Genomic DNA, 22,119 nt, shown 5'->3' with positions numbered 1-22,119 from the left:
GACCCGACAATAGAAAACGCGGGTTCATCCATCTGACAAAAGAGGGAAAACATGACAGACAATAACGAATACGTGCCACCGAAGGTATGGACCTGGAACAAGGCCAGCGGCGGCCAGTTTGCCAATATCAACAGGCCGATCGCCGGCCCCACCCATGATAAGGAATTGCCGGTCGGCAAGCATCCCTTGCAGCTCTATTCTCTGGCCACCCCGAACGGCCAGAAGGTCACGATCATGCTGGAAGAGCTTCTGGCTCTCGGCCATACAGGCGCCGAATACGACGCCTGGTTGATCAAGATCGGTGACGGCGACCAGTTCGGCAGTGGCTTCGTTGACGTTAATCCGAACTCGAAAATCCCGGCACTGATGGATCGTTCAGGCGACAAGCCGGTTCGCGTTTTCGAATCCGGCGCCATCTTGATGTATCTCGCAGAAAAATTCGGGGCCTTCCTGCCAACCGATCCGGCCAAACGGGCCGAATGCTTGTCCTGGCTTTTCTGGCAGATGGGCAGCGCGCCTTATCTCGGCGGCGGCTTTGGCCATTTCTACGCCTATGCGCCCTTCAAGATCGAATATGCCATTGATCGATTTGCCATGGAAACCAAGCGACAGCTCGATGTGCTCGATCGGCGTCTGGGCGAAAGCGCCTATCTCGGTGGCGACGACTACACAATCGCCGACATCGCGGTCTTCCCTTGGTATGGCGGACTGGTGAAGGGCTGGCAGTATGGCGCGGCGGAATTCCTGTCGGTGGATGACTACAAGAATATCCACCGCTGGGCCGATACCATCCTTGAACGCCCAGCCGTCGTGCGTGGTCGCATGGTCAACCGTGTCAATGGCGATCCCGCAAGCCAACTACACGAACGGCACGACGCCAGCGACTTCGACACCAAGACGCAGGACAAGGTCGGCAGCAACTGAGCTTCAAAACGATCAAGACAACAGGAAAGGGAGCCGGCAATCGGCTCCCTTTCCAAGTTCTGGAAAGAGTGCTTTTGCTTACCAGCGCAGCAGGCGACGCCCGGACAGATAACCGATGATCGTGACCAGACCGATCGCCAGGACATACCATGTGGCGACAAAAAGCGGGCTGTCATCCGGGCAATGCCAGGCATAAATGGCAGCACCGATCGCACCGGCTGCAAGGCCGGCAGCAGCACCGGCAAGCCCCGGTTTTTCCGGCGCTCCCTGTTTCAACGCCCAGCAGAAGGCGATCAACGGAGCGACGGAAAGCAAGGGGACGAAAACAAGGCAGAATGCCGGGAAGCGGCCAGTGAGGCTTGTCGACCATTGCGGCTCTGGCACGACGAAGAGTTCAACGACAATACCAGCAAACAATACCGCAACGGGAAGCAACAGGGCGGCAACGCGGCCTTTAAGTTCTACGCCCGGCTGCCCGATCTGAAAAACAAGGCGGCAAGAGAGGACGGCCAGAAGCACGGTTACTGCGATCTTCAACATGACCCGAAGAGTCATCAGCGCGTCCATCATCCCCGGGCGAACCCCGATGGTAAGCAGCATGATCGAAGCAGAAGCGGCAACGCCGATCACGCATGCCAATGCCAGAATTTGGCTGAGACGCGGTCCCGCCGGTGCATCCTGCGCCAACAGATCAATCAGGTTGTCGGTTTTCAAACCCTGCACTCCAGTTCTTCGTACCAGCTTGATACTAATGCGTATTCGCTAGCCAATCCCTACCAGCGAAGGACAGCCCTTCCGGCGAAATAGCCCATGGACCCGACAATCGCCGTCGCCAGCGGATACCATGTCAGGACAAACAGCGGACTGTCATCATCGCAATTGGCCGCATAGAACGTCGCGGCCATGCCCGCTGCCAGAAGACCGGCAACAAAACCAGCCTTGCCTGCATTCTCAGCAGCGCCCTGCCGCAATCCGTATAAGAGGCAGACCAGCGGTCCGATAGACAACAGCGGAATAATGAACAGGCAATCACCCGCATTCGTGCCGACCGCACTGCTCATCCAGGCATCCGACGGCAAATTCGAGACTTCGGCAATGGCTCCAACACCAAGTAGCGCCAGTGGCAACAGCAGTATCCAGTAGACCTGCGTCAGCGGCACACCGGGCCTGCCAACTCGCTTGAAAAGCAGCCAGGCCGAAACCACCAAAGCCAACGTCACGACAAACTTGAACAGGAAGCGTCCGGTTTGCATGGCACTGCCGATATCCGCACGAAAACCGATAAAGGCGAAAAACGCCAATGCCGCGATTGAAACACCAATCAAGGCCGTTTGACGAAGGATGGTTCCAAAGGGCAGCCTTGGATGAAGATCCTGGGCGATGAGCTCGATTAGATCGTTCGTCTTCATCTCAGATGCTCCGATAAAGGGCTGAAAGCGCCTTTAGTGCCCGGTGCAATGAAACTCTGACAGCCACCTCGCTCATATTGAGCCGCTCAGCCGTGTCACGCACGCTGGCACCTTCCACAGAAATGGAATGGACAATGGTTCGCTGCGGCTCACGCAGATTGCCGAGAACTTTCTCCACGTCCATCCGGTCAGTCGTGGCAGAACCTTCATCGACACAGAGTGTTGCTTCCACATCCTCGATCGGAATGCTGACATGCCGCCCGCGACGCCTGAGAAAATCAATCAGCTTGTTGCGCGTGATCGCGGCGAGCCACGGACCAAGCTTTCGGTCGGCATCCCAGCTCGTTCGCTTGAGGTGGATCGTTAAAAGCACTTCCTGGACCACATCTTCCGCCTCGCTTGCCGCAACCCCGTACTGCGCACAGCGCCTCAGCGCCATTGAACGCAGATGCGGTGTGATCGCGATCAACAGGTTGCGATAGGCCTGCGCGTCGCCTTCCAGCGAGGCACGCATCATATCCGCCCAGTGTCGTTCGCGGTCCGACTGCATCATTCCATGTGTGGTCATTCGGGTAAAAGGCCGGAATTGTTACAAGGTCTCGAAGTTTTTTTGCCGACGGTGGTCGGGCAGCACAGGGCAATCATGACCATCTTATATCGGTTTGGCTACAGCCAGGACGGCAATGATCGAAAATGCCAAAAGCGTCCAGACTGCTGTGTGACGAAAGAAAAACGAGACCTCGCCCTCTGTTGCAATGGTCCGCTTGAGTGCAGCACCCGATGCCGAATGTAACCCTGACAGAAAGATCACCAATGGCAGCTTGGCGAGAAACCAGGCGGATGTCTCCCAACCGCCCCCGAACACCATGGCAATACCGACAATCCAAACGACAGCCAAGGCCGGCGCGGTGATGTAACCATCCCATTTGAGAACGGTAGCCCCAAAGCTTCTGGTGCCGTCTGCATGTCGTTCTAGTCCGACACCCCTCAACGTAAGCCCAAGCAGAATAAGACCACCGATAAATGTGGCGAGCGCGATAACATGGGCGGCTTTCAGGTAGAGATACATGTCGCCTCGTTAAAGTGGGTAAAGATGCCAGAGCGAAAGGTGGAGAAAAACGCCATCAAGCGGATTCGCACGGATCTGCCCCCAGAGTTGCACCTCAAACTCCGTTCCCCGCTGAACCATCATGACGGCACCTGAAACCGGTCGCAAGGTTGTTTCAAGAGCCGCTACATTGGCGGGCTGCAGAAGCAGGGACTTGCCTTGGTCTATCCGCCTGACGACAAATTCCATCACGCAGGATGGCGTCGCATTCGAAAGATGTCCGCGACCGCGGACCTTGACCAGACTTCCGACAGGAAGGTGAATGGAAAGCTGTTCTGCCGCAATCGGCTGCGCATCAGGAACGGCCGACGGCGCGGGAGCATGCGCACGCTCTGTCGCGTGCTGGTCAACGGACTGCGATGAAGTGCCGATGCGTGTCAAAGCCATACTCTGTTTCCCGACAAATCCCGCAGCCGCACTGCGTCCCTCGGCTCCTATTCGCGCGCGCGCTCTGAAATGTTACAGTCATGCGCCTGCATTTCGGCATTCCCGCTAATTTTGAATCGCCGTCCTGAAAAAACGGCAGCCGCTGTAACGAATGATCGACATGCCCCGTACTGCTGCATATCGGCACTCGACCGATGTCATGACCCCGGCGGCAATTGCCCGGGTCAGCTGAAGGGGAGAATATCATGCAGCGCGACGCCTATGAGTTGACGACCAGCACAGACAAAGCCGAATCTGTGCGGGCATTCGAAGATGCCGTGTATGGCCTCGCGACACACCGACCGAACACCGGTGCGGCATTGCAGGCTACGCTGCGCGCCGATCCCGATCATGTTGCCGCTCATGCTTTGAAGGGTTTTGCCAATCTCGTTCTTGCGCGCTCCGAATTGTCCCCGAACGCCACTGCAGCACTCGCCGATGCCCGCAAGGCATTGGCCAAGCGCAATGGCGGCACCGAAGACGAACGCATTCTCGTTCATGCGCTGGAAGCGGCTGAGGCCGGCTCCTTCGTCCAGGCAATCGACCGTCTTGATGCCGGATTTGCTGACAAGCCAGCAACCTTCCTCCCGTTCAAGCTATCCCATTCCTTGCGATTTATGCTGGGAGACAGCGACGGCATGCTGGCTGCGGGCACGCGTGCAGTTAAACACCTCTCCCCCTCCAATCCCGGCGCCGGTTTCATTTTCGGCTGCCTTGCCTTCTCGCTTGAGGAGAAAGGCCGTTATGACGAAGCGCTATCCGCCGGCTACCGGGCAGTGGATCTGCAGCCGGATGATTCCTGGGGTCTTCATGCCGTCTCCCATGTCTTCGAGATGCGCGGACAAACACAAGATGGCATCGACTGGCTGGAAAGCAGCCGCACGGAATGGACCCGTTGCAACAACTTTTCCTTCCATATGGCCTGGCACCTCGCCCTTCTCCATCTCGAACGCGGCGACCATGATCGAGTACTGCAGATCTACGATGACGAGGTACGCCCGCAACAGACGGACGATTTCCGCGATATGGCCAATGCGGTCTCGCTGCTCTGGCGGCTCAATCAGGTCGGCGTCCATGTTGGCTCGCGCTGGAAGGATCTGGCAGAGATCGCCCGCACGCGCAGCCGTGACACGACATTGATTTTTGCAGCTCTCCACAATCTCACCGCCCTGATCGCCGTTGGCGATCGAGATGGCGCATCCGACTTGGTGGACGCTATTGAAAACAAGGCAAGCGGCACCGGCGATCAATCGCGTGTGGCGGCCGAAATCGGTGTGCCGATGGCGCGTATGCTGGCGGGTCTTGGAACACCGGCAGATCGTCAGGTTCTGGATCGCATGATGATCAACCTGCCTAAAGTTGGCGGCAGCAATGCCCAGCGCGACTTCTTCGTACTTGCACTTGCCCAGGCCATCGGCAGCAACGGCGACAGTGCAGGCGTCTCGCATATCGGCCAGCTACGCCGCCACCTGAAGGTGGAAGATAGACTGTTCAGATCCATTCAGGAAACCGCCGTCATGAGCCTGTCGGCCTGACGCCAACCATTGAGAGAGGGGTAAGCAGATGAATATGATGACGATGGAGAAGTCGCCGGCATTTCCGGCAATCGAGCCCGGCCTGTTCAAGGCCATTTTGGCAGCGGGTCTTTCCGCCGATATTGCATGGGAAATATGGGCAAGGCTCATCACACCGCTCTGGGTCGGCGGGCCTCTTGAACCCGCAGGGCTCGTGCAATCCGTTTTCGGCTTCAACAATCTTCTTTTGGCAGAACTCATTCACGCCATGGTCGGCATTATCTTCTACCCGATCGGCTACCTCTTCATCGCCCGACCATTGCAGCGCCTGATCGTGCCCGGATTGCCATTGCTGTTGACCGGCATTGGTTTCGGCATTGGCCTGTGGGTATTCGCGCTCTATGTCATGGCGCATTTGCTCGCCGGCTTCCCGGCATTTCTGGGCTTCATTCCCCTCACCTGGGCGTCGTTGGTCGGCCATGTCATTTTCGGGGTCGTGGTGGCATTTGTCATTCGCGCCTTTGGCAAGTGATCAACAAGCGGCTACGGTGCCTGCAAATTTTGCAAACACAGGAGGTTCCATGCTTTTGCGCTTGTGTTTGCTTCTCGTGACACTGGCAACCGCATCATCAGCACTCGCCGCCGCGCCCTGCGGCGGCGATGTGCCGTGCCAGGTGAATGGTGGCGACTATCGAATAGAATTGCCAAAGGATGGCGACACGAGAGGCGTCTTCGTCTTCTTTCACGGCTACAAGTCATCGGCGAAAGCGCAGATGAAGCATCGCCAGTTGATCGACATGGCACATGCCCATCACCTCGCATTTGTTGCGATCGATGGTGTGAACGGCAACTGGTCCTTTCCGAATTCGCCCGGCAAAGGTCGCAACGAAACCCGCTTCATCGCAGCCGTCCTTTACGATCTCGATCAAAAATTTGGCTTTACGGCAAACAACACCGTCATTGGCGGCTTCTCGATTGGCGCATCCATGGCCTGGTATACGGCCTGTCAGCAGGGCGAGAGGGTAGCGGGCATGGTGACCTTTTCAGGCGTCTTTTGGGACCCATTGCCAAGTCCGGAAGATTGCGTGGCGAAACTCCCGCCGATGGTCCATTTCCACGGCACAGCCGACCGCACATTTCCTTTGGAAGGGCGCGCAATCGGTCCAAACAACCGCCAGGGCAATACCTATGAGAGCGTCGCAATCTATCGCGAACGGGCTGAGTGCGACATGACCGAGGCTCACAAGACGATGCTAGACGGCATCGAATGTGACGTGGCGCCGTGTCTGCGTGGAAACAGTGCCCTATGCATTCATGGCGGCGGCCATACTGTTCGGGACGACCTTCTGGGCGCAGGACTGACGACGATCGGTTTTCCCGAGTGAAGGCAAGAATTGAATGAACACAATGGATCTTACGACGAAGTTGGACCGGGTGGCCGATGTAGTCGCCCGCACATTGCGCAATCACGGCGTGACGGAAGCCTTTGGCATGCCCGGTGGCGAAGTCGTCACCTTGATCGATGGACTGGTCACTGCTGGCATCCACTTTCATCTCGCCCGCCACGAAACGGCAGCGGCCATCATGGCAGCCGGCGCAAGCGTGATCTCCGGTCGCCCTCAACTGCTGGTCACGACCGTCGGCCCGGGCCTAGCAAATGCAGTCAACGGGATTGCCGATGCAGCGCAGGAGCATGTTCCGCTGATCGTCATTTCCGGCATTGTCGACCGACCGACGCGCGCCCGCTATACCCATCAGGTGATTGACCACGCACAGATGCTCAGACCGCTGGTGAAGGCATCTTTCGAGATCGAGCCGGAAAGTGCAGCTTCCACAATCGCCCGCGCACTCGCCATCGCCTGCACCCATCCCATGGGCCCGGTCCACCTCGACCTCTCTCCAGCATCGGCCGCCATGGCTTCCGGCAATCAGAAGGCAATCGCGCCGCCAACTGTCCTTCACCCCCGAATTTCCACGAGCGACCCTGCAATCGAAGCATTGCGGAACCGTATTCACAGAGCCGAGCGACCGATCATCATCGCGGGCTTTGAAGCAGCTCGCAGTGGAGTCGAAACGGAACTGTCGGCGCTGGCCGAAAAGATCGGTGCGCCCGTCATCACCACCTACAAGGCCAAGGGGCTGATATCGGAAGATCATCCCCTGGCCCTTGGCGGCGCCGGTCTCTCGCCGAGGGCCGATGCGATGCTGTTGCCGCTGATCAATGATGCCGATCTCGTGCTTGCCATCGGCTATGATCCGATCGAGATGCGGTTGGGCTGGCTCGATTTTGTCAATGATACCGAAAAGCTGGTGGAGATAACCTCCACCCCTGCCGATCACGCCATGCACCACCCCGCAACACGCATCATCGCCGATATCCGATCCTATCTCGGCGCTCTGAACGAGACACTTTCCACTCGCAATACATGGGCAAATGCTGAGCCGCAAAGACTGAGGGCAGAACTTGCTTCCGCCTTCGCGACACCCGACGCCTGGGGACCGCATGCCATTGTCGATGTGCTGCAGGCCCAAGCAGGCGCGGACGCGATCGTCACAGTCGACAGTGGCGCGCACCGCATTCTGCTGTCTCAGAAATGGATAGCAAAGCGGCCGCTGACACTCCTTCAATCTGCAGGCTTTTGCACCATGGCAGCCGCCCTGCCCCTGGCAATAGGTGTAGCCGCCGTCGCCCCCGGGAAGCGTGTTTTTGCGGTAATGGGCGATGGCGGACTGGAAATGGGCATCGGCGAACTGGCGACCCTGCGCGATCTCGGCCTGCCGATCACAATTGTTCTGTTCCAGGACGAGAGCCTCGCGCTGATCGCATTGAAACAGGCATCCGCTCAGCTTGCGTCAGAAGGTGTGAAGCTCGGAAAAACAGATTTTGCAGCGGTTGCTCAAGGCTTTGGCGGCAACGGTATCAATGTGGAGACAAGGCATGAACTTCGTGACGCGCTTGCAGCGACCACAGCCCGAGACGGCTTCTCCCTTATCTGCTGCAGATTCGACGCAAGGGCCTATGACGGCGCATTCTGAAGCAACACTCAGCCAGAACAAGCCGACACGCCGTCCACGCGATCCCCGGCTCGACTTCTTCCGCGGCATCGGCATGCTCATCATTCTGCTGGCGCATGTGCCGAATGATCCCTGGGCTCTCTGGATACCTGCCCGCTTCGGCTTCTCCGATGCCACTGAAATGTTCGTCTTTCAGTCCGGCATGGCCTCCGCGCTTGCCTTTGGCACGCTCTTCGACCGGCAAGGTTTGCTGGCCCTGACAGGCCGCATCCTGCACCGCATCTGGCAGATCTACTGGGCGCATATCTGCGTCTTCGTCACGGTTGTGGCGCTGATGTCGTTTGCCGGAACACGGCCTGACGGTGCCAACTATCTTGGAACGCTGAACTTGATCCCCTTCGTCGAAAACCCTGCGGCGCTGCTCGCCTCTCTGGTGACCCTCACTTATGTGCCGAACTATTTCGACATCCTGCCGATGTATATGGTCATTCTGGCGTTGCTACCCATGATGCTGATGGCAGAGCGGGTGCATGCCGCTTTGCCCATCGGCCTGATGATCGGGATTTGGCTCGCCACCCAATTCGGTTATCCGCATTTCCCGGCCGAGCCATGGTCGAACAGGGAATGGTTTTTCGATCCGTTCGGCTGGCAACTCCTGTTTTTCAGCGGCTTTTTCCTGATGCGAAAGACCATTCCTGCGCCCGGTTTCAACCCATGGCTCATGGTGCTGGCCCTTGTTCTGGTTTTTGCAACCATCCCCTTTGCCTGGTATCGCACGCTCGACTGGTATCCTGAGCTGCGCGAGATTGCCAACGCGCTTGGCCCCCTGACGAACAAGAGTCACTTCGGCATATTGCGCTTCGTCCACTTCCTGGCCCTTTGCTACATCGCAGTTAATGTCGTCGGCAAAAACGGCAAATATCTGCGCGGTCCACTCGTCAGAGCGATCTCTGTCATTGGACAGCAATCTCTCGCCGTTTTTGTCACAAGCATGGTACTCGCCCAGATTATCGGCATCGCGCTCGACTACACATCGCGCTCCCCGCTGCCGGTTGCACTGGCCAACCTTGCAGGGTTCGGCGTCGTTATCATCACCGCCTATGCGGTGCGCTGGTTCAAGCTCGCACCTTGGGCAACCGTCACCAAAAGGAAATGACAATGGTCGAGAAACCCCGGACGCCGGCAAGCCTCGAAGGACTGCGCATTCTCGACCTCTCCCGAATTCTAGCAGGTCCGACGGCAGCGCAGCTTCTGGCTGACCTCGGTGCCGACGTCATCAAGGTCGAACGACCGGGCGTGGGCGATGACACAAGAAGCTGGGGGCCGCCCTTTGTCCCAAACCCTGATGGCAGCGACAGCGACCTGAGCGCTTATTTCCTGTCGGCCAACAGAAACAAGCGCTCCATCGCCATCGATCTCGCAACAGATGAGGGCGTCGATCTAATGAAACGCCTGGTCGCCATTTCTGACGTGGTCATCGAGAACTACAAACCCGGCGACCTTGCCAGACGCGGTCTTGGCTATGAAGACATCCGGGCGGTCAAACCCGACATTGTCTGGTGCGCGATCTCCGGCTTTGGCCAGACAGGCCCCTATGCGGACCGGACAGGCTATGACTTCCTGATTCAGGCCATGGGCGGCATCATGAGCATCACAGGCGAGCCTGATAGCGCCGGTGGCCGCCCGCTCAAGGTTGGGCTCGGCATCGCCGACGTGATGTGTGGAATGTATGCGACGACGGGCATTCTGGCTGCACTTCGCCATCGCGATCGAACCGGAGAGGGTCAATATATCGATCTGGCACTCTACGACAGCCAGGTGGCCTGGCTGATCAACGCTGCAACCAACCATCTGGTGTCTGGCAAGGTACCGGGTCGCATCGGCAATCGACACCCGAACATCGCCCCCTACCAGACCTTCAGGACGGCCGACGGCGACATCGCGGTCGCCGTTGGCAATGACACCCAGTTCAAGCGTTTCTGCGCAGCAATCGATGCGCCTGATATGGCAGAAGACATACGCTTTCGAAGAAACCGCGACCGGGTGATCAATATCGATGCGCTGGACCAGCGCATCACATGCCTACTGGCGACGGATACAGCCGAAAACTGGGAAACCCGCTTGCTCACCGCCGAAGTCCCAGCAGGTCGCGTTGCGACCATCGAGCAGGTTTTGTCCAACCCGCACACCCTTGCGCGTGAGATGGTGGTTGAGCTTGAGCAGGCAGATGGTGAAACCGTCAGATTGCTCGGAAATCCGCTGAAAATGTCGGCCACCCCGGTTCGTTTCCACCGGCCGCCACCTCATATTGACCAGCACCACGCCGAAATTGTTTCACTTCTGGAGCAACAGGAGCAAGGACGAGAAAGACGATGACGGCGGGGCCAGCTTTCAAGCCGACCCTGACTTGTCTGTTTGTCAAAGGCCGCCAGTTTGTCAGAATACTGTCTGGCGACGCAACGCAGAGAGTACATCGGAGCGCGTGATCCCGACATCTTGCAGCAGATAGTCAGGCATGCCCGCCAACTGCTGATAATCGCGACGGGCGCGAAAATGGGCAGAGACCTTGCCCGCCATCTCGCGTAATTTTCCAATCAACGAAGGCGCAGCAGGCTCCTCGTAAAAGCTGTCAAAATACCGGACCAAATCGACTGATGCCATTTCAAAATTCCTTATGGATGCGTTGTGACGTGCCTTTCGAGAAAGGACTGGAAATCAAGTGCCCGTCCCGAACGGATAAAGAAGAGTGTTGTTGTCTGCAGCTGTTCTAGCCCCATATTGTCCCCTCGACCTGTGCTGGAGGTCACAGGTCGAGGGGACAATCATCGGCTTCTGGAAAGAGTTGTCGGAAGGCCTGGAGGAACCTTCCGACAAATGGCGGGTATCTTGGCCGCTGCTCGGCGCCCCCCGCGAAATTGGGCAACACAAAAAGACACTTCTCATGCCGCGAAGGACAGACGAAGCTCTGAGCATCTGCGCTCAGAAATCGTTCGACGCACTTAATCTGAACGACATTGGAGCGACTTCGCTGTGATGGAAATCACAGGCGCCTCACCGTCGATGTCGTATTTTCAACTCTGCTGCTGAACAGGCTTGAACAGCAAGATGCGGCTCACACACACAGCATTGACGTGGTTACCAATTGCGATGCCGCTGTTTTGAATAGGCTCATCAGAACCCATGTGGCACTGCACCGTTGTTGTCACCGTTGTAAGGGCCGTGATAAAATCAATAGAAACCCGTCGTGGTACGGATTTGAGGCGTGAATGCGAAACCAGATTCAGATCTCGCTGCTCGGCGAACTGCGAGTGACAGCTGCTGGACGAGAGATCAGCCTGCCGGCGTCCCGCAAGGCCCGCGCTTTGCTTTCTTTCCTCGTTGCGACCGGACGCCCCCATCGGCGCGAGCGCCTATGCGAACTGCTGTGGGACTTGCCAGATGACCCCAAGGCAAGTCTCCGATGGGCCCTTAGCAAATTGCGAAAGGTCGTGGACGCGCCGGACTCCTTGAGAATTCTGGCTGACAGGGAAAGGGTGAACTTTCAACTGGACGGCGTTGACGTCGACATCAGGAATATTCATTCGCGGTTGCGCCCGGATGCTGGTCCGATCTCGGTGGAGGATCTTGAGGACATGGCACGCAACCTCGAACGCATTTTGCTGGACGGCCTCGATGGCGCAGGAGACGACAGCTTTGACGCGTGGCTGATGGCCGAACGTGAGGATGCCCGTGCCGCTCGTTTTGAGGTGTTGCGGCGTTTGGTGTCTCACCCCGAAGCCAGCGCGATCACAATTCAGAAATGGCTGCGCCGCTGGCGCGAGGAAGATCCTGAAGGCGTTGATGCGTTTGAAAAATCCAACACCAGTCCGAGCCAATCAAGGCTGACGGACAAAGCCCTAAATCAACAGCTGTTGTCTTCGCATATTTCTGCTGCGACGGCGTCGCGCGAGAAGAAACAACGCCCACGCATTTCCGCGAGAGGCAGCGCGCTGAGAAACCAGCGTATCGGTTTTTGCGATGTGCGAGACGGCACCAAGATTGCCTATGCGACTGTGGGCACTGGTCCACCGCTGCTCAAGGCTGCAAACTGGCTCAACCACCTGGAATTTGACTGGTCGAGCCCCATCTGGGGGCGCAGTTTTGCAACCATCGCCAGAGATCGCACATTCATTCGCTATGACGAGCGTGGCTGCGGCTTGTCCGACTGGGATGTGAAGGACCTCAGCTTCGATGCCTTTGTCGAGGATCTGGAGGCGGTTGCCGACAAGCTTGGCCTGGAGCGCTTTCCCCTTCTCGGCATTTCACAAGGCTGCGCCGTCTCCATCGAATATGCCGTGCGTCATCCCGAACGGGTCAGCGGTCTGATTTTGATCAGCGGCTATGAGGCTGGCTGGCGCCATACTGCCACACCGGAAGAACAGGCGAGACGCGAGGCCGTTTTGACACTCACCGAGCTCGGTTGGGGTACCGACAACCCCGCCTATCGGCATATATTTTCGCAGACATTCATGCCCGAGGCGAGTGCCGCCGATCTGCAGTGGTTTGACGAGTTTCAGCGCCTGACGACCTCACCGAAGAATGCGGCCCGTTTTCAGGACGCTTTTGGTTATATCGACGTGCGGGAACGGTTAGCTGACGTCAAAGCCCCGACAATCGTGCTGCATTCCAAATACGACCAGAGAATCCCGATCGAGCTTGGACGTGCGGTCGCGGATAAAATACCGGATGCCCATTTTGTGCCGCTCGAAAGCCGCAACCATATTCTCGTCGATCACGAGCCCGCCTGGAAGACCGCTCTGGAAACCGTCGGTCGTTTCCTTATCGAGAAAGGAATTTGAAGCAGCTTGACTGAGCATGCTGCGTAAATGACCGGAGTTGCACGCAAACACAGGATCGTGCACGCAGCGACATTTACCAGAAGCTGTATCACAGATAACGTCAACCGCCCGAACACTGCGCTTCAGCGCGGCATGCCCCGTTAACGGTTGTGCAGCCATGGCAGCGAGGCGATCATCAAAGAGCTATGGAGAGCCAATTGTCAGAGAACGTGAATGTCGCCACATCGGCAACGGATAAGACCGATCCCCATCCTCTGCCCCCTGGCGAGCGCTATCACGGTGCCTCCAGAATTCTGCACTGGATCGTGGCAGTACTGGTTCTTGCCACCTGGCCGCTGGGCCTATTCATTGGTTTCACCAAGAACGAGGTCAAACTGGACTTTTATCTCGTCCATGAAAGCCTTGGCTTTCTTGTCCTCTGGGTCATGCTTTTGCGCATTGGCACCAAGCTGACAGTCGGTGCGCCACCTTCAGAAGGCCCGATGCTTGAACGTATGGCCGCCGGCAGCGTTCACGGCCTTCTTTATGTCTTCCTTATCCTGATGCCAGTGAGTGGCTTCCTTGCCACCAATGCGCACGGCTTTCCGCTGCAGTGGTTCGGTTTCATCCCCGTCTGGAGCCCGATCGGCAAGGCGCCGGATATCGCAGGGGCACTTTCCGTCATTCATGCAACGAGCGCATGGATCCTTTTCGGACTGTTTGCGTTGCATATTGGAGCCGTTCTGCTTCATCATGTCATCAAGCGGGACAAAACGCTCTACCGGATAATTTAGGAGCGGCTATGCGCAAGGTCGATTTGACGGACGATTGCTGGGATTTGTTGCTGCGTCTGAAAGATGGGGCCGAGATCTCCCTTTGTCCGTCAGATCCGGCTCATGCGCTTTACGGCCCGATAGCATCGGCGAGAAACAAATTTGTGCTCGCACAGGTCGGTCAGTCTCTTGACGGTCGGGTCGCCACACCATCGGGAGATGCCCGCGACATATCTGGCCCCGATGGCCTGGCCCATCTTCATCGTTGCCGCGCCCTGGTGGATGCCGTGATCGTGGGTGTTGGCACCGTCAAAGCGGATGACCCACGCCTCTCGGTTCGAATGGCAAAGGGCAAGGATCCGGTGCGTGTGATCATCGACTGTCGCGCCGAGTTGAAAGGCGATGAAGGCATCTTCACCGATGGGGGGGCTACGGTCCTGATTTTCCAGAGCAGCGAAGCTCCTATGAAGACCTATCCGAATGCTGATGTGATCCGGTTGATGCCGGATGAAACCGGACTGTCACCGCAGGATATTCTTTCAGCACTCGCCGACCGAAACTTGAGCCGAATTCTTGTCGAGGGTGGTGCACGGACGATTGCCCGCTTTATCGACGCGGACCTCGTCCACCGGCTTCACGTCGCAATCGCCCCCATCATCATAGGGTCGGGGCCAAGCGGAATTACCCTTCCCCCCATCGACAAATTGTCGTCTGCCCACCGGCCTGCCACCGAGACTTATACGCTTGGTAGCGACATCGTTTTCGATTGCCTGCTGAAATCGGACATCCCCTTAGCCCGGCAGAGCGAGAAGGTCTGCATGGCCGACCTCGCATAGGCTTCCATTTGCCTCAATGACGGAAAGGCGGAACGCCAGCCAGTCATCGATTTGTGCATTCGTCAGATGTTCAATCTCACGCAGAGGCTGAGCCACCCCGTTGAGAAATGCTTCCTGAAGTGAGGCCTCAGCCGGCCCCATTTTCCATGGACTATCGCCGATTGTGACCCGGTACCCTCTCTGCTCGAACTGCTTGGCAAGGCATGACGTCGCATCCGGACCGAGCGCCACGCCGAAACCCTTGTCGGTGCGCTGATGGTTGTTGAAGCCTTCCACCACGTCCTGATCCAGAGAATGCGCAATGCTCCATCGCATGACACCATCATAGTTGAGCGCCGCATAGAGCCCGCATGAGCGTGCGGCCATGAGATCAGCAAATGCCGAAGAGAAATCCTCGGAACACAGGTCGAACAGGGCCGATGCGGTCACCACCGAAATGCCATCGACTGGCAATGAGGAGAGATCCGTCAGATCCTGTTGACGAAATTGCACCTCGGAACGCGAACCAATGCGCCGTTCCGCTTCATCAAGCAAATTTTGATCGTAATCGAGCAAAATCCAGCTCTTTACCTGAGCTAATTCTCTTGAAAGCGTTCGCCATGTCGAACCTGTGCCACAGCCGATATCCATCAACCGGGGCTGATCGACGGCGTCCAGATAGCCCGAAAGCTGCGCGACAAGCTCCGGGTCTCTCGCCGCTTTGTCTACCGGTTCGCGAAGCGCAAGCCAGTCCTTGTCAAATCCGCTCACGCTTTCATCTCCAGTGTGCTTGAAATAATGCTTGCCGTCTCGTCCCAGCCAGGAAGCTTTGCGCCGGCAAGCCGTGACGCCTTAGCTCGCATTCGACGCTCATCGGGGTCCGACAGCAGCCGACGCAAACCAGCCGCGAATGCAGACACGTCATCGACCGGAACGAGGATGCCAGCGTCTTCCGGCACAACGTCCGGAATAGCCCCTGCGCTGCAGGCCACGATCGGCAAGCCGTGGGAAAGAGCCTCGGCGAAGACCATTCCGAAACCCTCATACCGGCTGGCGAGCGCAAATATGTCTGCATTGGCCAGCAACTCACGTGGGTCATCACATTCGCCGGGCAAAGTGACGCGCTCCCCCAGCCCGAGTTCCTCAAGCTGACGATCAAGTTCCACCGTCGTCTGCGCGTTGAGTGCCCGGCTGCCGACAATGGTCGCCGTCCAGTCCAGATCCTCGACCTGCTTCAATGCAGCCAGCAAGATGTCGTGTCCCTTGCGAGGCGTAAGTGTACCAATCGAAATGATATGTGGAATGGACCTGTCGCCAATCGAAGCGGAGGCAGGGTCAGTGCCGGGAATAGCCACCGTAATGCGATCCTGCTGCACGCCATAATGAGACGATAGCTCGCGGGCCGTCATGGGAGAGGTGACTATCACGTGTCGGGCATGCGAAAGGGCCTTCACTTCACTCGCGTGAAACATCTGTCGCTGCGCTTCATCGAGTCCCGTCTCAAGCGCCAAAGGATGATGCACCAGCGCAACAAGTCGAAGTCTCTCGGCCTCACGCTCGGCCCAGTCGCCGAGCACGCCGAACGCAAGACCGTCCAGCATCACCAGGTCACCGTCCGCTAGCGCCGACAAAGCTTCTTCCGCGGAGTGCCTGGTGTCATCCGTTGGAAACGGAAACCCGTCGCCCAAACTCAGCAGACGGACATCCCATCCAAGTTTATCGAGGCCACGGATCACCCGGCGATCATAGGCGTAACCGCCGGTATTCAGATCGAGCTTCCCCGGATAGGCAAAAAACAGGGCACCGCTCAAAGATCGGCCTCGTAGGAACCGCGGGCCGTGTGGGACTCATGCAATGTGATCTTCAGCTTGCAGATCCGGTGGCTGCCGGGACCGAGTTTCTTGTTGGCAACGGCATCGGCGAGCTGGTCGAAGATATGCTTGGCAATCACTTCCGTTGTCGTAACCTTACCCTTGAAGACATCGACTTCATCGAGATTTGAGTAGTTGAGCGGCTTGAGCACCGCACTTAGAACTTCCATGGCTGCGCCGATATCAACCGCCAGCCCGTCTTCATCGAGCTCGCGGGTATAGAACGCAGCATCGACCACGAAGGTTGCTCCATGCATGGCTTGGGCTGGCCCAAAAACCGGACGGGGAAGGCTATGGGCGATCATGATGTGGTCGCGAACTTCAACTGCAAACATGGGTTTCACTTTCTTCAGTAACGTATGCGGTGACAAAGAGTTTGAGGACTTGCCAGAATACCGGGATAGGCGTCGGCAAGGTTGGCAAAATCCGTTTCGCCGGAGATGAGAATATCGAGACGATCATCGCAAAGCAGGTCCAGAGCCTTGCCGAGCCGTCGGCCAAAATTCCAACGCACCCGCCTGGCCGCCGGCACAGAACCAACCTGAGAACTGATGATGGACAGTCGCTTGGAATGGAACGCGCCGCCGAGCGGTAAGTTCGCCGATTTCTCGCCATACCAGCTGGCCTCGACAAGTCTGGCCTCCTGACCCGCATGCTCGAGCGCTTGCGCCAAGGCTTCAGGCGCGCCGGATGCGTTGATCAATATGTCGAATTCACCTTCCAGACGATCGCTGGAAGCAAACGGAACACCTAAACGCCTGGCAAGATCGGCTCGGTTGCTATCACGATCTATCAGAAGGATATCTGCTCCCGGGATCGATGAGCAAATGTAAGCGACAAGCGCACCCACCACACCCGCGCCAAAGACGGCGACGCGATCACCGGGGAGAACGCCCGCATCCCACACGATGTTAAGCGCTGTCTCCATATTGGCAGCAAGCACGGCACGGCTGGGCGGAAGAGCATCCGGCAAGACGGTAACCATCGCTTCTGGTACCACAAAAAGATCCTGATGCGGGTGAAGACAGAATACGGGCTTTCGATGCAATGCACCTGGCCCGTCGATCACTTGGCCAACCGCCGCATAACCATATTTTACAGGAAAGGAAAATTCGCCAGCCATGTTTGGCCCGCGCATGCGTTCAACCTCCGAAGCGGGAACCTTGCCATTAAAGACAAGCGACTCCGTACCACGGCTGACGCCGCTGAAAAGGGTCTTGACCAACACTTCGCCATCGCCAGGTGAAGAGATCGTCTCCTCGCGCATCGCGCATTGCTGGGCGGCGGGAATCCAAAATGCACGCACCGCGTGCTTCTGCGCCCTATCGATATCGGGGACCTCGTTGGTCAAACACTCTCACCTTTCGTTGATGCGCATTGCATGGCGACCTGCGGACTATCAAATAACATGAGACCAGCCTGTGTCGCACGTCACAGCGCCTGCCGCGGCAAACATGATGTAGTGCACATCAACACAACGTCCAGCGTCGGCAATGGCGCAAACTCGAAGAAGGTGAGAGGCCCATGCCCAGAGCTCCACGCAAAATGCGCTTCCACCGCGCGGCATGCACCCGTGACTTGACAAACCACGGTCCTCTCACGTCCAGAGCAACCGCTGCAATCGGAGCGTTATCACTTGATGCGCCATAACGTACACGCATCAACTTGGACTGATGTGCAAAAACTTGGATTTTCCGTGCAGGTCGCAAGATTGACCTCGCGAAAAGTTGAAAGATCGGTCTACACCCCGCTCTGTTCGTACGAGCGAGCTGCGTTATTTAACACTGAATTCGCAACTTGTAGCAGCTCATGCGCTCAATCGATTTTAGGAGATATGTCAATGTCAAAGGCTGACAACTTCGGTTTTCAGTTTGCAACGCCGGCCATGAAGGTGGAACGCGCAGTGTCCGAACTGCGCTTTGGCCGGCCGGTGGTTTTGCAAAGCGGCGACACTACACTTGCAGTACTGGCCCTCGACTGCGTATCTCCTTCCATCTACGCGCAGTTTGCAAATGCGACAGACAACAAGCACTCGCTTTTACTAACCGCGCCAAGGGCGAAGCGTCTCGGTATCGATGCACTGGGCGACATCTCTGTTCCGCTGTCAGACATCTCCTTCGAGCACGCATCCCGCCTGTCCTACGCAAGAGGCGTACAAGCGCCATCACAATGGCATGCTGCAAATCCGTTGGTCAGTGCTTCCGCAGAACTCGCACGGCTTGCACTCTTGCTCCCCGCAATGGTTTGCGCAGACATCACCGACACCGCGTCCCGCTTTGAAGGTTGCTGCAGGCTTGATCATGGCGATCTGCAGGGTGCCGATACGGCGCGGCAGAGCTTCGACAAGGTCGTACGCACAAGAGTGCCGCTGAAGGATCTCGGAAACGCGGACTTCGTGATCTTCCGCGGCGGTCTCGCCCAGAAGGATCAGGTCGCGATTATCGTCGGCAAGCCGGATCTCACCAAAGCAGTGCCCGTCCGCATCCATTCATCCTGTTTGACCGGCGACCTGTGCGGTTCGTTAAAGTGCGATTGCGGCGATCAGTTGAGAAACGGCCTGGCTTTACTGAAGCAAGCTGGCGGCGGCGTGTTGCTCTATCTCGATCAGGAAGGCCGAGGCACCGGGATTGGCGCCAAGATGCGCGCCTATGGCTATCAGCATGAAGGCCTGGATACGATCGATGCCGACGCCGAACTGGGCCTCGGCCCGGATCACCGACGTTATGAAGCTGCGGTCGCAATGCTGCAGCTACTCGATATTCGAAAAGTCATCCTCTACACCAACAATCCGACCAAGATTGCCGGATTGCGAATGGGGGGGATAGACGTCGATGCACGTGCGCCCGTCACCGGACGTGTAACGGCAGAAAACGAGAATTACCTTCGTACAAAAGCCATACGGGCTGGCCACCTTCTCGATATTCAGTCAATCGTCGCAGCGGAGTAAACAGCGATGGCACAGTTTGATCAAACGATATCGGTATTGCCCAAGCGCGCCACTGGCCGCTGGCCGGTACAGCCGAATCTGCTGACCAATACTTTGTCGGTTCTGGGCGCGGTCTTCTTCAGCGCCTCCGCGGCCTATGTCCTGCTCGCATCGCACCTGTCGCTCGGCCCCAAGGTGTTCGCGTCAGCAGCAGCTCTTCTTCTGCTGATCTTTACAATTGTGATCTATGCCCTCCCGCACCATCCCTATGTGCGTTTTGGCTACGCCAATCTGGTCACTGCAGTGCGCGCCGCAATCACCAGCATTGTCGCAGCACTCGTCGTCTTTTCTCTGGATATCTATTGGCAGGCTACACTGCCATGGGTCTTGGTCGGCCTGGTTGTGGCAGCGTTGGTGCTGGACGGCGTTGACGGTTATCTCGCACGTCGCCTCAGACAAGAATCGACCCTTGGCGCACGCTTCGACATGGAAATCGACGCCCTTTTGATCATGGTCCTGTCTGTGGCAGCGATGGCCCTCGGCAAGGCCGGTTGGTGGGTCTTGCTTATCGGCCTCTTGCGCTATGGCTTCTTGATTGCTCAATGGGCAATCCCGACGTTGCGCGGAGAGTTACCGTCGTCGCTGCGCCGCAAGACAGTCTGCGTCGTGCAGGGCCTTGCCCTCTGCTTTGTCCTGACACCGTTCGTGACAGTTCCGCAGTCAACAGCAATCGCCGCCATAGCCCTTGGACTGCTGGTCTATTCCTTCACCGTCGATACGGTCTATCTCTTCACGCACAGGGCAAGCGCATGACGGCACTATTGCGCCACCTGAACACGGCCGTCGGCATGACACGCTCCCTGGTGGTCTACTATGGCCAGCCCTGGCGCAGGTCGGCGCTGAAAACCTTCTACCGCGATCTGGTCTCCCCCGGAGATCTGGTGTTCGACATCGGCGCGCATGTGGGTAGCCGCAGCAAGACCATGCTCTCCCTTGGCGCAAAGGTCGTCGCTGTGGAGCCTCAACCGGCATTTGCAGACCTGATCGCAAAACATTTTGCATCGCAGCTGAAGGGTTTCGAACGCGTGGCAGTCGGCGCCTCTGAAGGCGAAATCACCCTGAATATTTCAAGCCGTCATCCAACTGTCACCAGCATTTCGAGCCAGTTTATCGAGCGCGCAAAAACAGTGGGCAGTTTTAGCAACGTTGTCTGGGATCGCCAGATAAAGGTCCCCATGACCACGCTCGACGCGCTGATTGCACGCTATGGCAAACCGGCCTTTTGCAAGATCGACGTTGAAGGCGCTGAAGCGGAGATATTGAAGGGATTGAGCGAGCCCTTGGCCCTGATCGCCTTCGAATACATTCCAGCGATGCCATCGATTGCAAAAGAATCCATCGACCGGCTGGCCTTACTCGGTGATTACCGGTTCAACAGAGTGGTCGGAGAACGGCATCAATTCCTCTATGCAAACTGGAAGAACGCTGACGAACTACTGTCCGACTTGTCGGACCTGACAGCGGATAGCCCATCCGGAGACATCTACGCCCGGCTCCGGCTGGTCGAGTAATGTCGCGCCTAGGCCTGGCCGATACGTCCGCGCAGCAGGGATTGAACGATAAAGAACAGTCCTGGAAGGGCAGCTCCCGCAATGGACAAAAGTCCGTAGAGCAGGCTTGCAGACAGGCCTTGAGCGCTGGTGAAGCCGAACAGCGGCCACAGGGCGGCAGCAGCAGCCTCGCGTGTGCCCCAGCCACCCACGCCAGCAGGGATCAGCATCGTCAACAGGCAAAGCGGGATTGCCGTCATGGCAGCGACCACCGGCAGCGTCGCGCCAACCGCATCAGATGCGATCAGGAACGTCGCGACATAACCGGCCACAATCAAAACGCTCAAGCCCACCTGGACGCGCAGCGCACCACCCTGCCAGAACACGGCAGCCAGATCCGGCTTCAACCGCCTGAACCGCTCAAACAGATTGCTCCGCCAGAATACGGTTCCAAGCGTCGCACACCCGACAAGCACCGACACAAATATCCAGACCAGCACCGCAAACCCATCGGGAAGATGATCCGACAGAAGCAAGGGCCATGCGAAGAGGCCAAGGCCGATCAGAAAGAAGAAGGCAACTTGTCCCGAAAGCCTCTCCAGCAGCACCGCAGTTGCAGGCCGCTTCCAGCCGCCGCTTTCGTCGGTTCGGTTGCGATAGGCGCGAAACGCATCACCCGCCATACCTCCCGGCAGGAGCTGGTTCAAAAGGCTGCTCACATAATATTCCCGTATAGCCAGCGACAGCGAGATCTGGTGATCAAGTCTCTTCGCCGTGAAGCGCCAACGAACCGCCGAGAGAACGATCTGGACCTGTACCACAATCAGCGCCGCAACCACGGACGTGATCGGAACCTCACGAAAAGCCGCCAGAACACTCTCCGGTTCCACAAAAGCGATCAGAGCCGCCAGAATAGCGGCACAGATCAATATCGCCGGAATTGCGAATTTGAGGTTCATCGTATTTTTTTC

At 57.5% G+C, this 22,119-nt stretch carries 24 protein-coding genes; 13 read left to right on the top strand and 11 right to left on the bottom strand.

What is annotated here, in order from left to right; all coding sequences use genetic code 11:
- The first annotated feature begins 51 nt into the window (after positions 1-51).
- On the top strand, positions 52-924 hold the full coding sequence (gene yghU / locus ACQQ2Q_RS13455; protein ID WP_428187612.1) for a glutathione-dependent disulfide-bond oxidoreductase: 873 nt from the start codon (positions 52-54) through the stop codon (positions 922-924).
- 78 nt (positions 925-1,002) lie between these two features.
- On the opposite strand, the gene ACQQ2Q_RS13450 is transcribed toward yghU, so the two are convergent.
- The 5 genes from ACQQ2Q_RS13450 to ACQQ2Q_RS13430 form a co-directional block, all read right to left on the bottom strand.
- Positions 1,003-1,647, bottom strand: coding sequence for an NrsF family protein (locus tag ACQQ2Q_RS13450; RefSeq protein WP_428187611.1), 645 nt, complete (start codon positions 1,645-1,647; stop codon positions 1,003-1,005).
- 50 nt (positions 1,648-1,697) lie between these two features.
- The gene (locus ACQQ2Q_RS13445) at positions 1,698-2,333 is read right to left on the bottom strand and encodes an NrsF family protein (RefSeq protein ID WP_428187610.1); all 636 of its coding nucleotides are present in this window, start codon (positions 2,331-2,333) and stop codon (positions 1,698-1,700) included.
- Between the two features lies 1 nt (position 2,334).
- Positions 2,335-2,886, bottom strand: a complete 552-nt coding sequence (locus tag ACQQ2Q_RS13440) for a sigma-70 family RNA polymerase sigma factor (protein ID WP_428187979.1) — start codon at positions 2,884-2,886, stop codon at positions 2,335-2,337.
- Between the two features lie 99 nt (positions 2,887-2,985).
- On the bottom strand, positions 2,986-3,402 hold the full coding sequence (locus ACQQ2Q_RS13435) for a CopD family protein (RefSeq protein WP_428187609.1): 417 nt from the start codon (positions 3,400-3,402) through the stop codon (positions 2,986-2,988).
- A gap of 9 nt (positions 3,403-3,411) precedes the next feature.
- Entirely contained in the window at positions 3,412-3,828 is a 417-nt protein-coding gene (locus ACQQ2Q_RS13430; RefSeq protein ID WP_428187608.1) for a hypothetical protein, read from the bottom strand.
- Between the two features lie 245 nt (positions 3,829-4,073).
- Here ACQQ2Q_RS13430 and ACQQ2Q_RS13425 point away from each other — a divergent pair, with 245 nt between their 5' ends.
- Genes ACQQ2Q_RS13425 through ACQQ2Q_RS13400 form a run of 6 tightly spaced genes read left to right on the top strand, consistent with a single transcriptional unit; the run spans position 4,074 to position 10,772 of the window.
- A complete protein-coding gene (locus ACQQ2Q_RS13425; protein ID WP_428187607.1) occupies positions 4,074-5,402 on the top strand; it encodes a tetratricopeptide repeat protein in 1,329 nt (442 codons plus the stop codon).
- A gap of 28 nt (positions 5,403-5,430) precedes the next feature.
- Positions 5,431-5,913: a hypothetical protein gene (locus tag ACQQ2Q_RS13420; protein WP_428187606.1), complete on the top strand. Its 483-nt coding sequence runs from the start codon at positions 5,431-5,433 to the stop codon at positions 5,911-5,913.
- A 49-nt stretch (positions 5,914-5,962) separates the two neighbouring features.
- Positions 5,963-6,766, top strand: a complete 804-nt coding sequence (locus tag ACQQ2Q_RS13415; protein WP_428187605.1) for an alpha/beta hydrolase family esterase — start codon at positions 5,963-5,965, stop codon at positions 6,764-6,766.
- A 13-nt stretch (positions 6,767-6,779) separates the two neighbouring features.
- The gene (locus ACQQ2Q_RS13410; protein WP_428187604.1) at positions 6,780-8,417 is read left to right on the top strand and encodes a thiamine pyrophosphate-binding protein; all 1,638 of its coding nucleotides are present in this window, start codon (positions 6,780-6,782) and stop codon (positions 8,415-8,417) included.
- Positions 8,401-9,552 carry an OpgC family protein gene (locus ACQQ2Q_RS13405; protein ID WP_428187603.1) on the top strand — a complete coding sequence of 384 codons (1,152 nt, stop codon included), beginning with the start codon at positions 8,401-8,403 and terminating at the stop codon, positions 9,550-9,552. Before ACQQ2Q_RS13410 ends, ACQQ2Q_RS13405 begins: the two co-directional genes overlap by 17 nt.
- 2 nt (positions 9,553-9,554) lie before the next feature.
- Positions 9,555-10,772 (top strand): CaiB/BaiF CoA transferase family protein, encoded by a 1,218-nt coding sequence (locus ACQQ2Q_RS13400; protein ID WP_428187602.1) that lies wholly within the window; start codon positions 9,555-9,557, stop codon positions 10,770-10,772.
- A gap of 60 nt (positions 10,773-10,832) precedes the next feature.
- On the opposite strand, the gene ACQQ2Q_RS13395 is transcribed toward ACQQ2Q_RS13400, so the two are convergent.
- On the bottom strand, positions 10,833-11,057 hold the full coding sequence (locus ACQQ2Q_RS13395) for a DUF1127 domain-containing protein (protein WP_428187601.1): 225 nt from the start codon (positions 11,055-11,057) through the stop codon (positions 10,833-10,835).
- Positions 11,058-11,662: 605 nt separating this feature from the next.
- Here ACQQ2Q_RS13395 and ACQQ2Q_RS13390 point away from each other — a divergent pair.
- From ACQQ2Q_RS13390 to ACQQ2Q_RS13380, 3 genes are all read left to right on the top strand, one after another.
- Positions 11,663-13,234, top strand: a complete 1,572-nt coding sequence (locus ACQQ2Q_RS13390; protein WP_428187600.1) for an alpha/beta fold hydrolase — start codon at positions 11,663-11,665, stop codon at positions 13,232-13,234.
- A gap of 197 nt (positions 13,235-13,431) precedes the next feature.
- Entirely contained in the window at positions 13,432-14,007 is a 576-nt protein-coding gene (locus ACQQ2Q_RS13385) for a cytochrome b (RefSeq protein WP_428187599.1), read from the top strand.
- Positions 14,008-14,015: 8 nt separating this feature from the next.
- Positions 14,016-14,822 (top strand): RibD family protein, encoded by an 807-nt coding sequence (locus tag ACQQ2Q_RS13380; RefSeq protein WP_428187598.1) that lies wholly within the window; start codon positions 14,016-14,018, stop codon positions 14,820-14,822.
- On the opposite strand, the gene ACQQ2Q_RS13375 is transcribed toward ACQQ2Q_RS13380, so the two are convergent.
- From ACQQ2Q_RS13375 to ACQQ2Q_RS13360, 4 genes are read right to left on the bottom strand one after another with little or no spacing between them, the layout of a single operon-like run.
- Positions 14,778-15,572, bottom strand: coding sequence for a class I SAM-dependent methyltransferase (locus ACQQ2Q_RS13375; RefSeq protein ID WP_428187597.1), 795 nt, complete (start codon positions 15,570-15,572; stop codon positions 14,778-14,780). The genes ACQQ2Q_RS13380 and ACQQ2Q_RS13375 overlap by 45 nt on opposite strands.
- Entirely contained in the window at positions 15,569-16,612 is a 1,044-nt protein-coding gene (locus ACQQ2Q_RS13370; protein ID WP_428187596.1) for a glycosyltransferase family 4 protein, read from the bottom strand. The genes ACQQ2Q_RS13375 and ACQQ2Q_RS13370 overlap by 4 nt, the downstream gene beginning before the upstream one ends.
- Positions 16,609-17,007 (bottom strand): 6-pyruvoyl trahydropterin synthase family protein, encoded by a 399-nt coding sequence (locus ACQQ2Q_RS13365; protein ID WP_428187595.1) that lies wholly within the window; start codon positions 17,005-17,007, stop codon positions 16,609-16,611. The genes ACQQ2Q_RS13370 and ACQQ2Q_RS13365 overlap by 4 nt, the downstream gene beginning before the upstream one ends.
- 14 nt (positions 17,008-17,021) lie before the next feature.
- Positions 17,022-17,978, bottom strand: a complete 957-nt coding sequence (locus ACQQ2Q_RS13360) for a zinc-dependent alcohol dehydrogenase (RefSeq protein ID WP_428187594.1) — start codon at positions 17,976-17,978, stop codon at positions 17,022-17,024.
- Positions 17,979-18,512: 534 nt separating this feature from the next.
- Here ACQQ2Q_RS13360 and ribA point away from each other — a divergent pair.
- Genes ribA through ACQQ2Q_RS13345 form a run of 3 tightly spaced genes read left to right on the top strand, consistent with a single transcriptional unit; the run spans position 18,513 to position 21,169 of the window.
- Entirely contained in the window at positions 18,513-19,619 is a 1,107-nt protein-coding gene (gene ribA / locus ACQQ2Q_RS13355; protein WP_428187593.1) for a GTP cyclohydrolase II RibA, read from the top strand.
- Between the two features lie 6 nt (positions 19,620-19,625).
- Positions 19,626-20,411 (top strand): CDP-alcohol phosphatidyltransferase family protein, encoded by a 786-nt coding sequence (locus tag ACQQ2Q_RS13350; protein ID WP_428187592.1) that lies wholly within the window; start codon positions 19,626-19,628, stop codon positions 20,409-20,411.
- Positions 20,408-21,169 (top strand): FkbM family methyltransferase, encoded by a 762-nt coding sequence (locus tag ACQQ2Q_RS13345; protein WP_428187591.1) that lies wholly within the window; start codon positions 20,408-20,410, stop codon positions 21,167-21,169. Before ACQQ2Q_RS13350 ends, ACQQ2Q_RS13345 begins: the two co-directional genes overlap by 4 nt.
- An 8-nt stretch (positions 21,170-21,177) precedes the next feature.
- On the opposite strand, the gene ACQQ2Q_RS13340 is transcribed toward ACQQ2Q_RS13345, so the two are convergent.
- Positions 21,178-22,107, bottom strand: a complete 930-nt coding sequence (locus tag ACQQ2Q_RS13340) for a lysylphosphatidylglycerol synthase transmembrane domain-containing protein (protein WP_428187590.1) — start codon at positions 22,105-22,107, stop codon at positions 21,178-21,180.
- Positions 22,108-22,119 lie beyond the last annotated feature (12 nt).

It is taken from the genome of Agrobacterium sp. ES01, assembly GCF_050320885.1.
GTDB lineage: Bacteria > Pseudomonadota > Alphaproteobacteria > Rhizobiales > Rhizobiaceae > Allorhizobium.
The sequence above is the reverse complement of the archived record's forward strand: the minus strand, read 5'-3'. Positions and strand labels throughout refer to the sequence as shown.

Excerpts from the sequence above, each read along its gene's own strand:
- yghU (WP_428187612.1), top strand. The coding sequence starts at position 52 with ATGACAGACAATAACGAATACGTGCCACCGAAGGTATGGACCTGGAAC.
- ACQQ2Q_RS13445 (WP_428187610.1), bottom strand. The coding sequence starts at position 2,333 with ATGAAGACGAACGATCTAATCGAGCTCATCGCCCAGGATCTTCATCCA.
- ACQQ2Q_RS13440 (WP_428187979.1), bottom strand. The coding sequence starts at position 2,886 with ATGATGCAGTCGGACCGCGAACGACACTGGGCGGATATGATGCGTGCC.
- ACQQ2Q_RS13435 (WP_428187609.1), bottom strand. The coding sequence starts at position 3,402 with ATGTATCTCTACCTGAAAGCCGCCCATGTTATCGCGCTCGCCACATTT.
- ACQQ2Q_RS13430 (WP_428187608.1), bottom strand. The coding sequence starts at position 3,828 with ATGGCTTTGACACGCATCGGCACTTCATCGCAGTCCGTTGACCAGCAC.
- ACQQ2Q_RS13425 (WP_428187607.1), top strand. The coding sequence starts at position 4,074 with ATGCAGCGCGACGCCTATGAGTTGACGACCAGCACAGACAAAGCCGAA.
- ACQQ2Q_RS13420 (WP_428187606.1), top strand. The coding sequence starts at position 5,431 with ATGAATATGATGACGATGGAGAAGTCGCCGGCATTTCCGGCAATCGAG.
- ACQQ2Q_RS13415 (WP_428187605.1), top strand. The coding sequence starts at position 5,963 with ATGCTTTTGCGCTTGTGTTTGCTTCTCGTGACACTGGCAACCGCATCA.
- ACQQ2Q_RS13410 (WP_428187604.1), top strand. The coding sequence starts at position 6,780 with ATGAACACAATGGATCTTACGACGAAGTTGGACCGGGTGGCCGATGTA.
- ACQQ2Q_RS13405 (WP_428187603.1), top strand. The coding sequence starts at position 8,401 with ATGACGGCGCATTCTGAAGCAACACTCAGCCAGAACAAGCCGACACGC.
- ACQQ2Q_RS13400 (WP_428187602.1), top strand. The coding sequence starts at position 9,555 with ATGGTCGAGAAACCCCGGACGCCGGCAAGCCTCGAAGGACTGCGCATT.
- ACQQ2Q_RS13395 (WP_428187601.1), bottom strand. The coding sequence starts at position 11,057 with ATGGCATCAGTCGATTTGGTCCGGTATTTTGACAGCTTTTACGAGGAG.
- ACQQ2Q_RS13390 (WP_428187600.1), top strand. The coding sequence starts at position 11,663 with ATGCGAAACCAGATTCAGATCTCGCTGCTCGGCGAACTGCGAGTGACA.
- ACQQ2Q_RS13380 (WP_428187598.1), top strand. The coding sequence starts at position 14,016 with ATGCGCAAGGTCGATTTGACGGACGATTGCTGGGATTTGTTGCTGCGT.
- ACQQ2Q_RS13365 (WP_428187595.1), bottom strand. The coding sequence starts at position 17,007 with ATGTTTGCAGTTGAAGTTCGCGACCACATCATGATCGCCCATAGCCTT.
- ribA (WP_428187593.1), top strand. The coding sequence starts at position 18,513 with ATGTCAAAGGCTGACAACTTCGGTTTTCAGTTTGCAACGCCGGCCATG.
- ACQQ2Q_RS13350 (WP_428187592.1), top strand. The coding sequence starts at position 19,626 with ATGGCACAGTTTGATCAAACGATATCGGTATTGCCCAAGCGCGCCACT.
- ACQQ2Q_RS13345 (WP_428187591.1), top strand. The coding sequence starts at position 20,408 with ATGACGGCACTATTGCGCCACCTGAACACGGCCGTCGGCATGACACGC.
- ACQQ2Q_RS13340 (WP_428187590.1), bottom strand. The coding sequence starts at position 22,107 with ATGAACCTCAAATTCGCAATTCCGGCGATATTGATCTGTGCCGCTATT.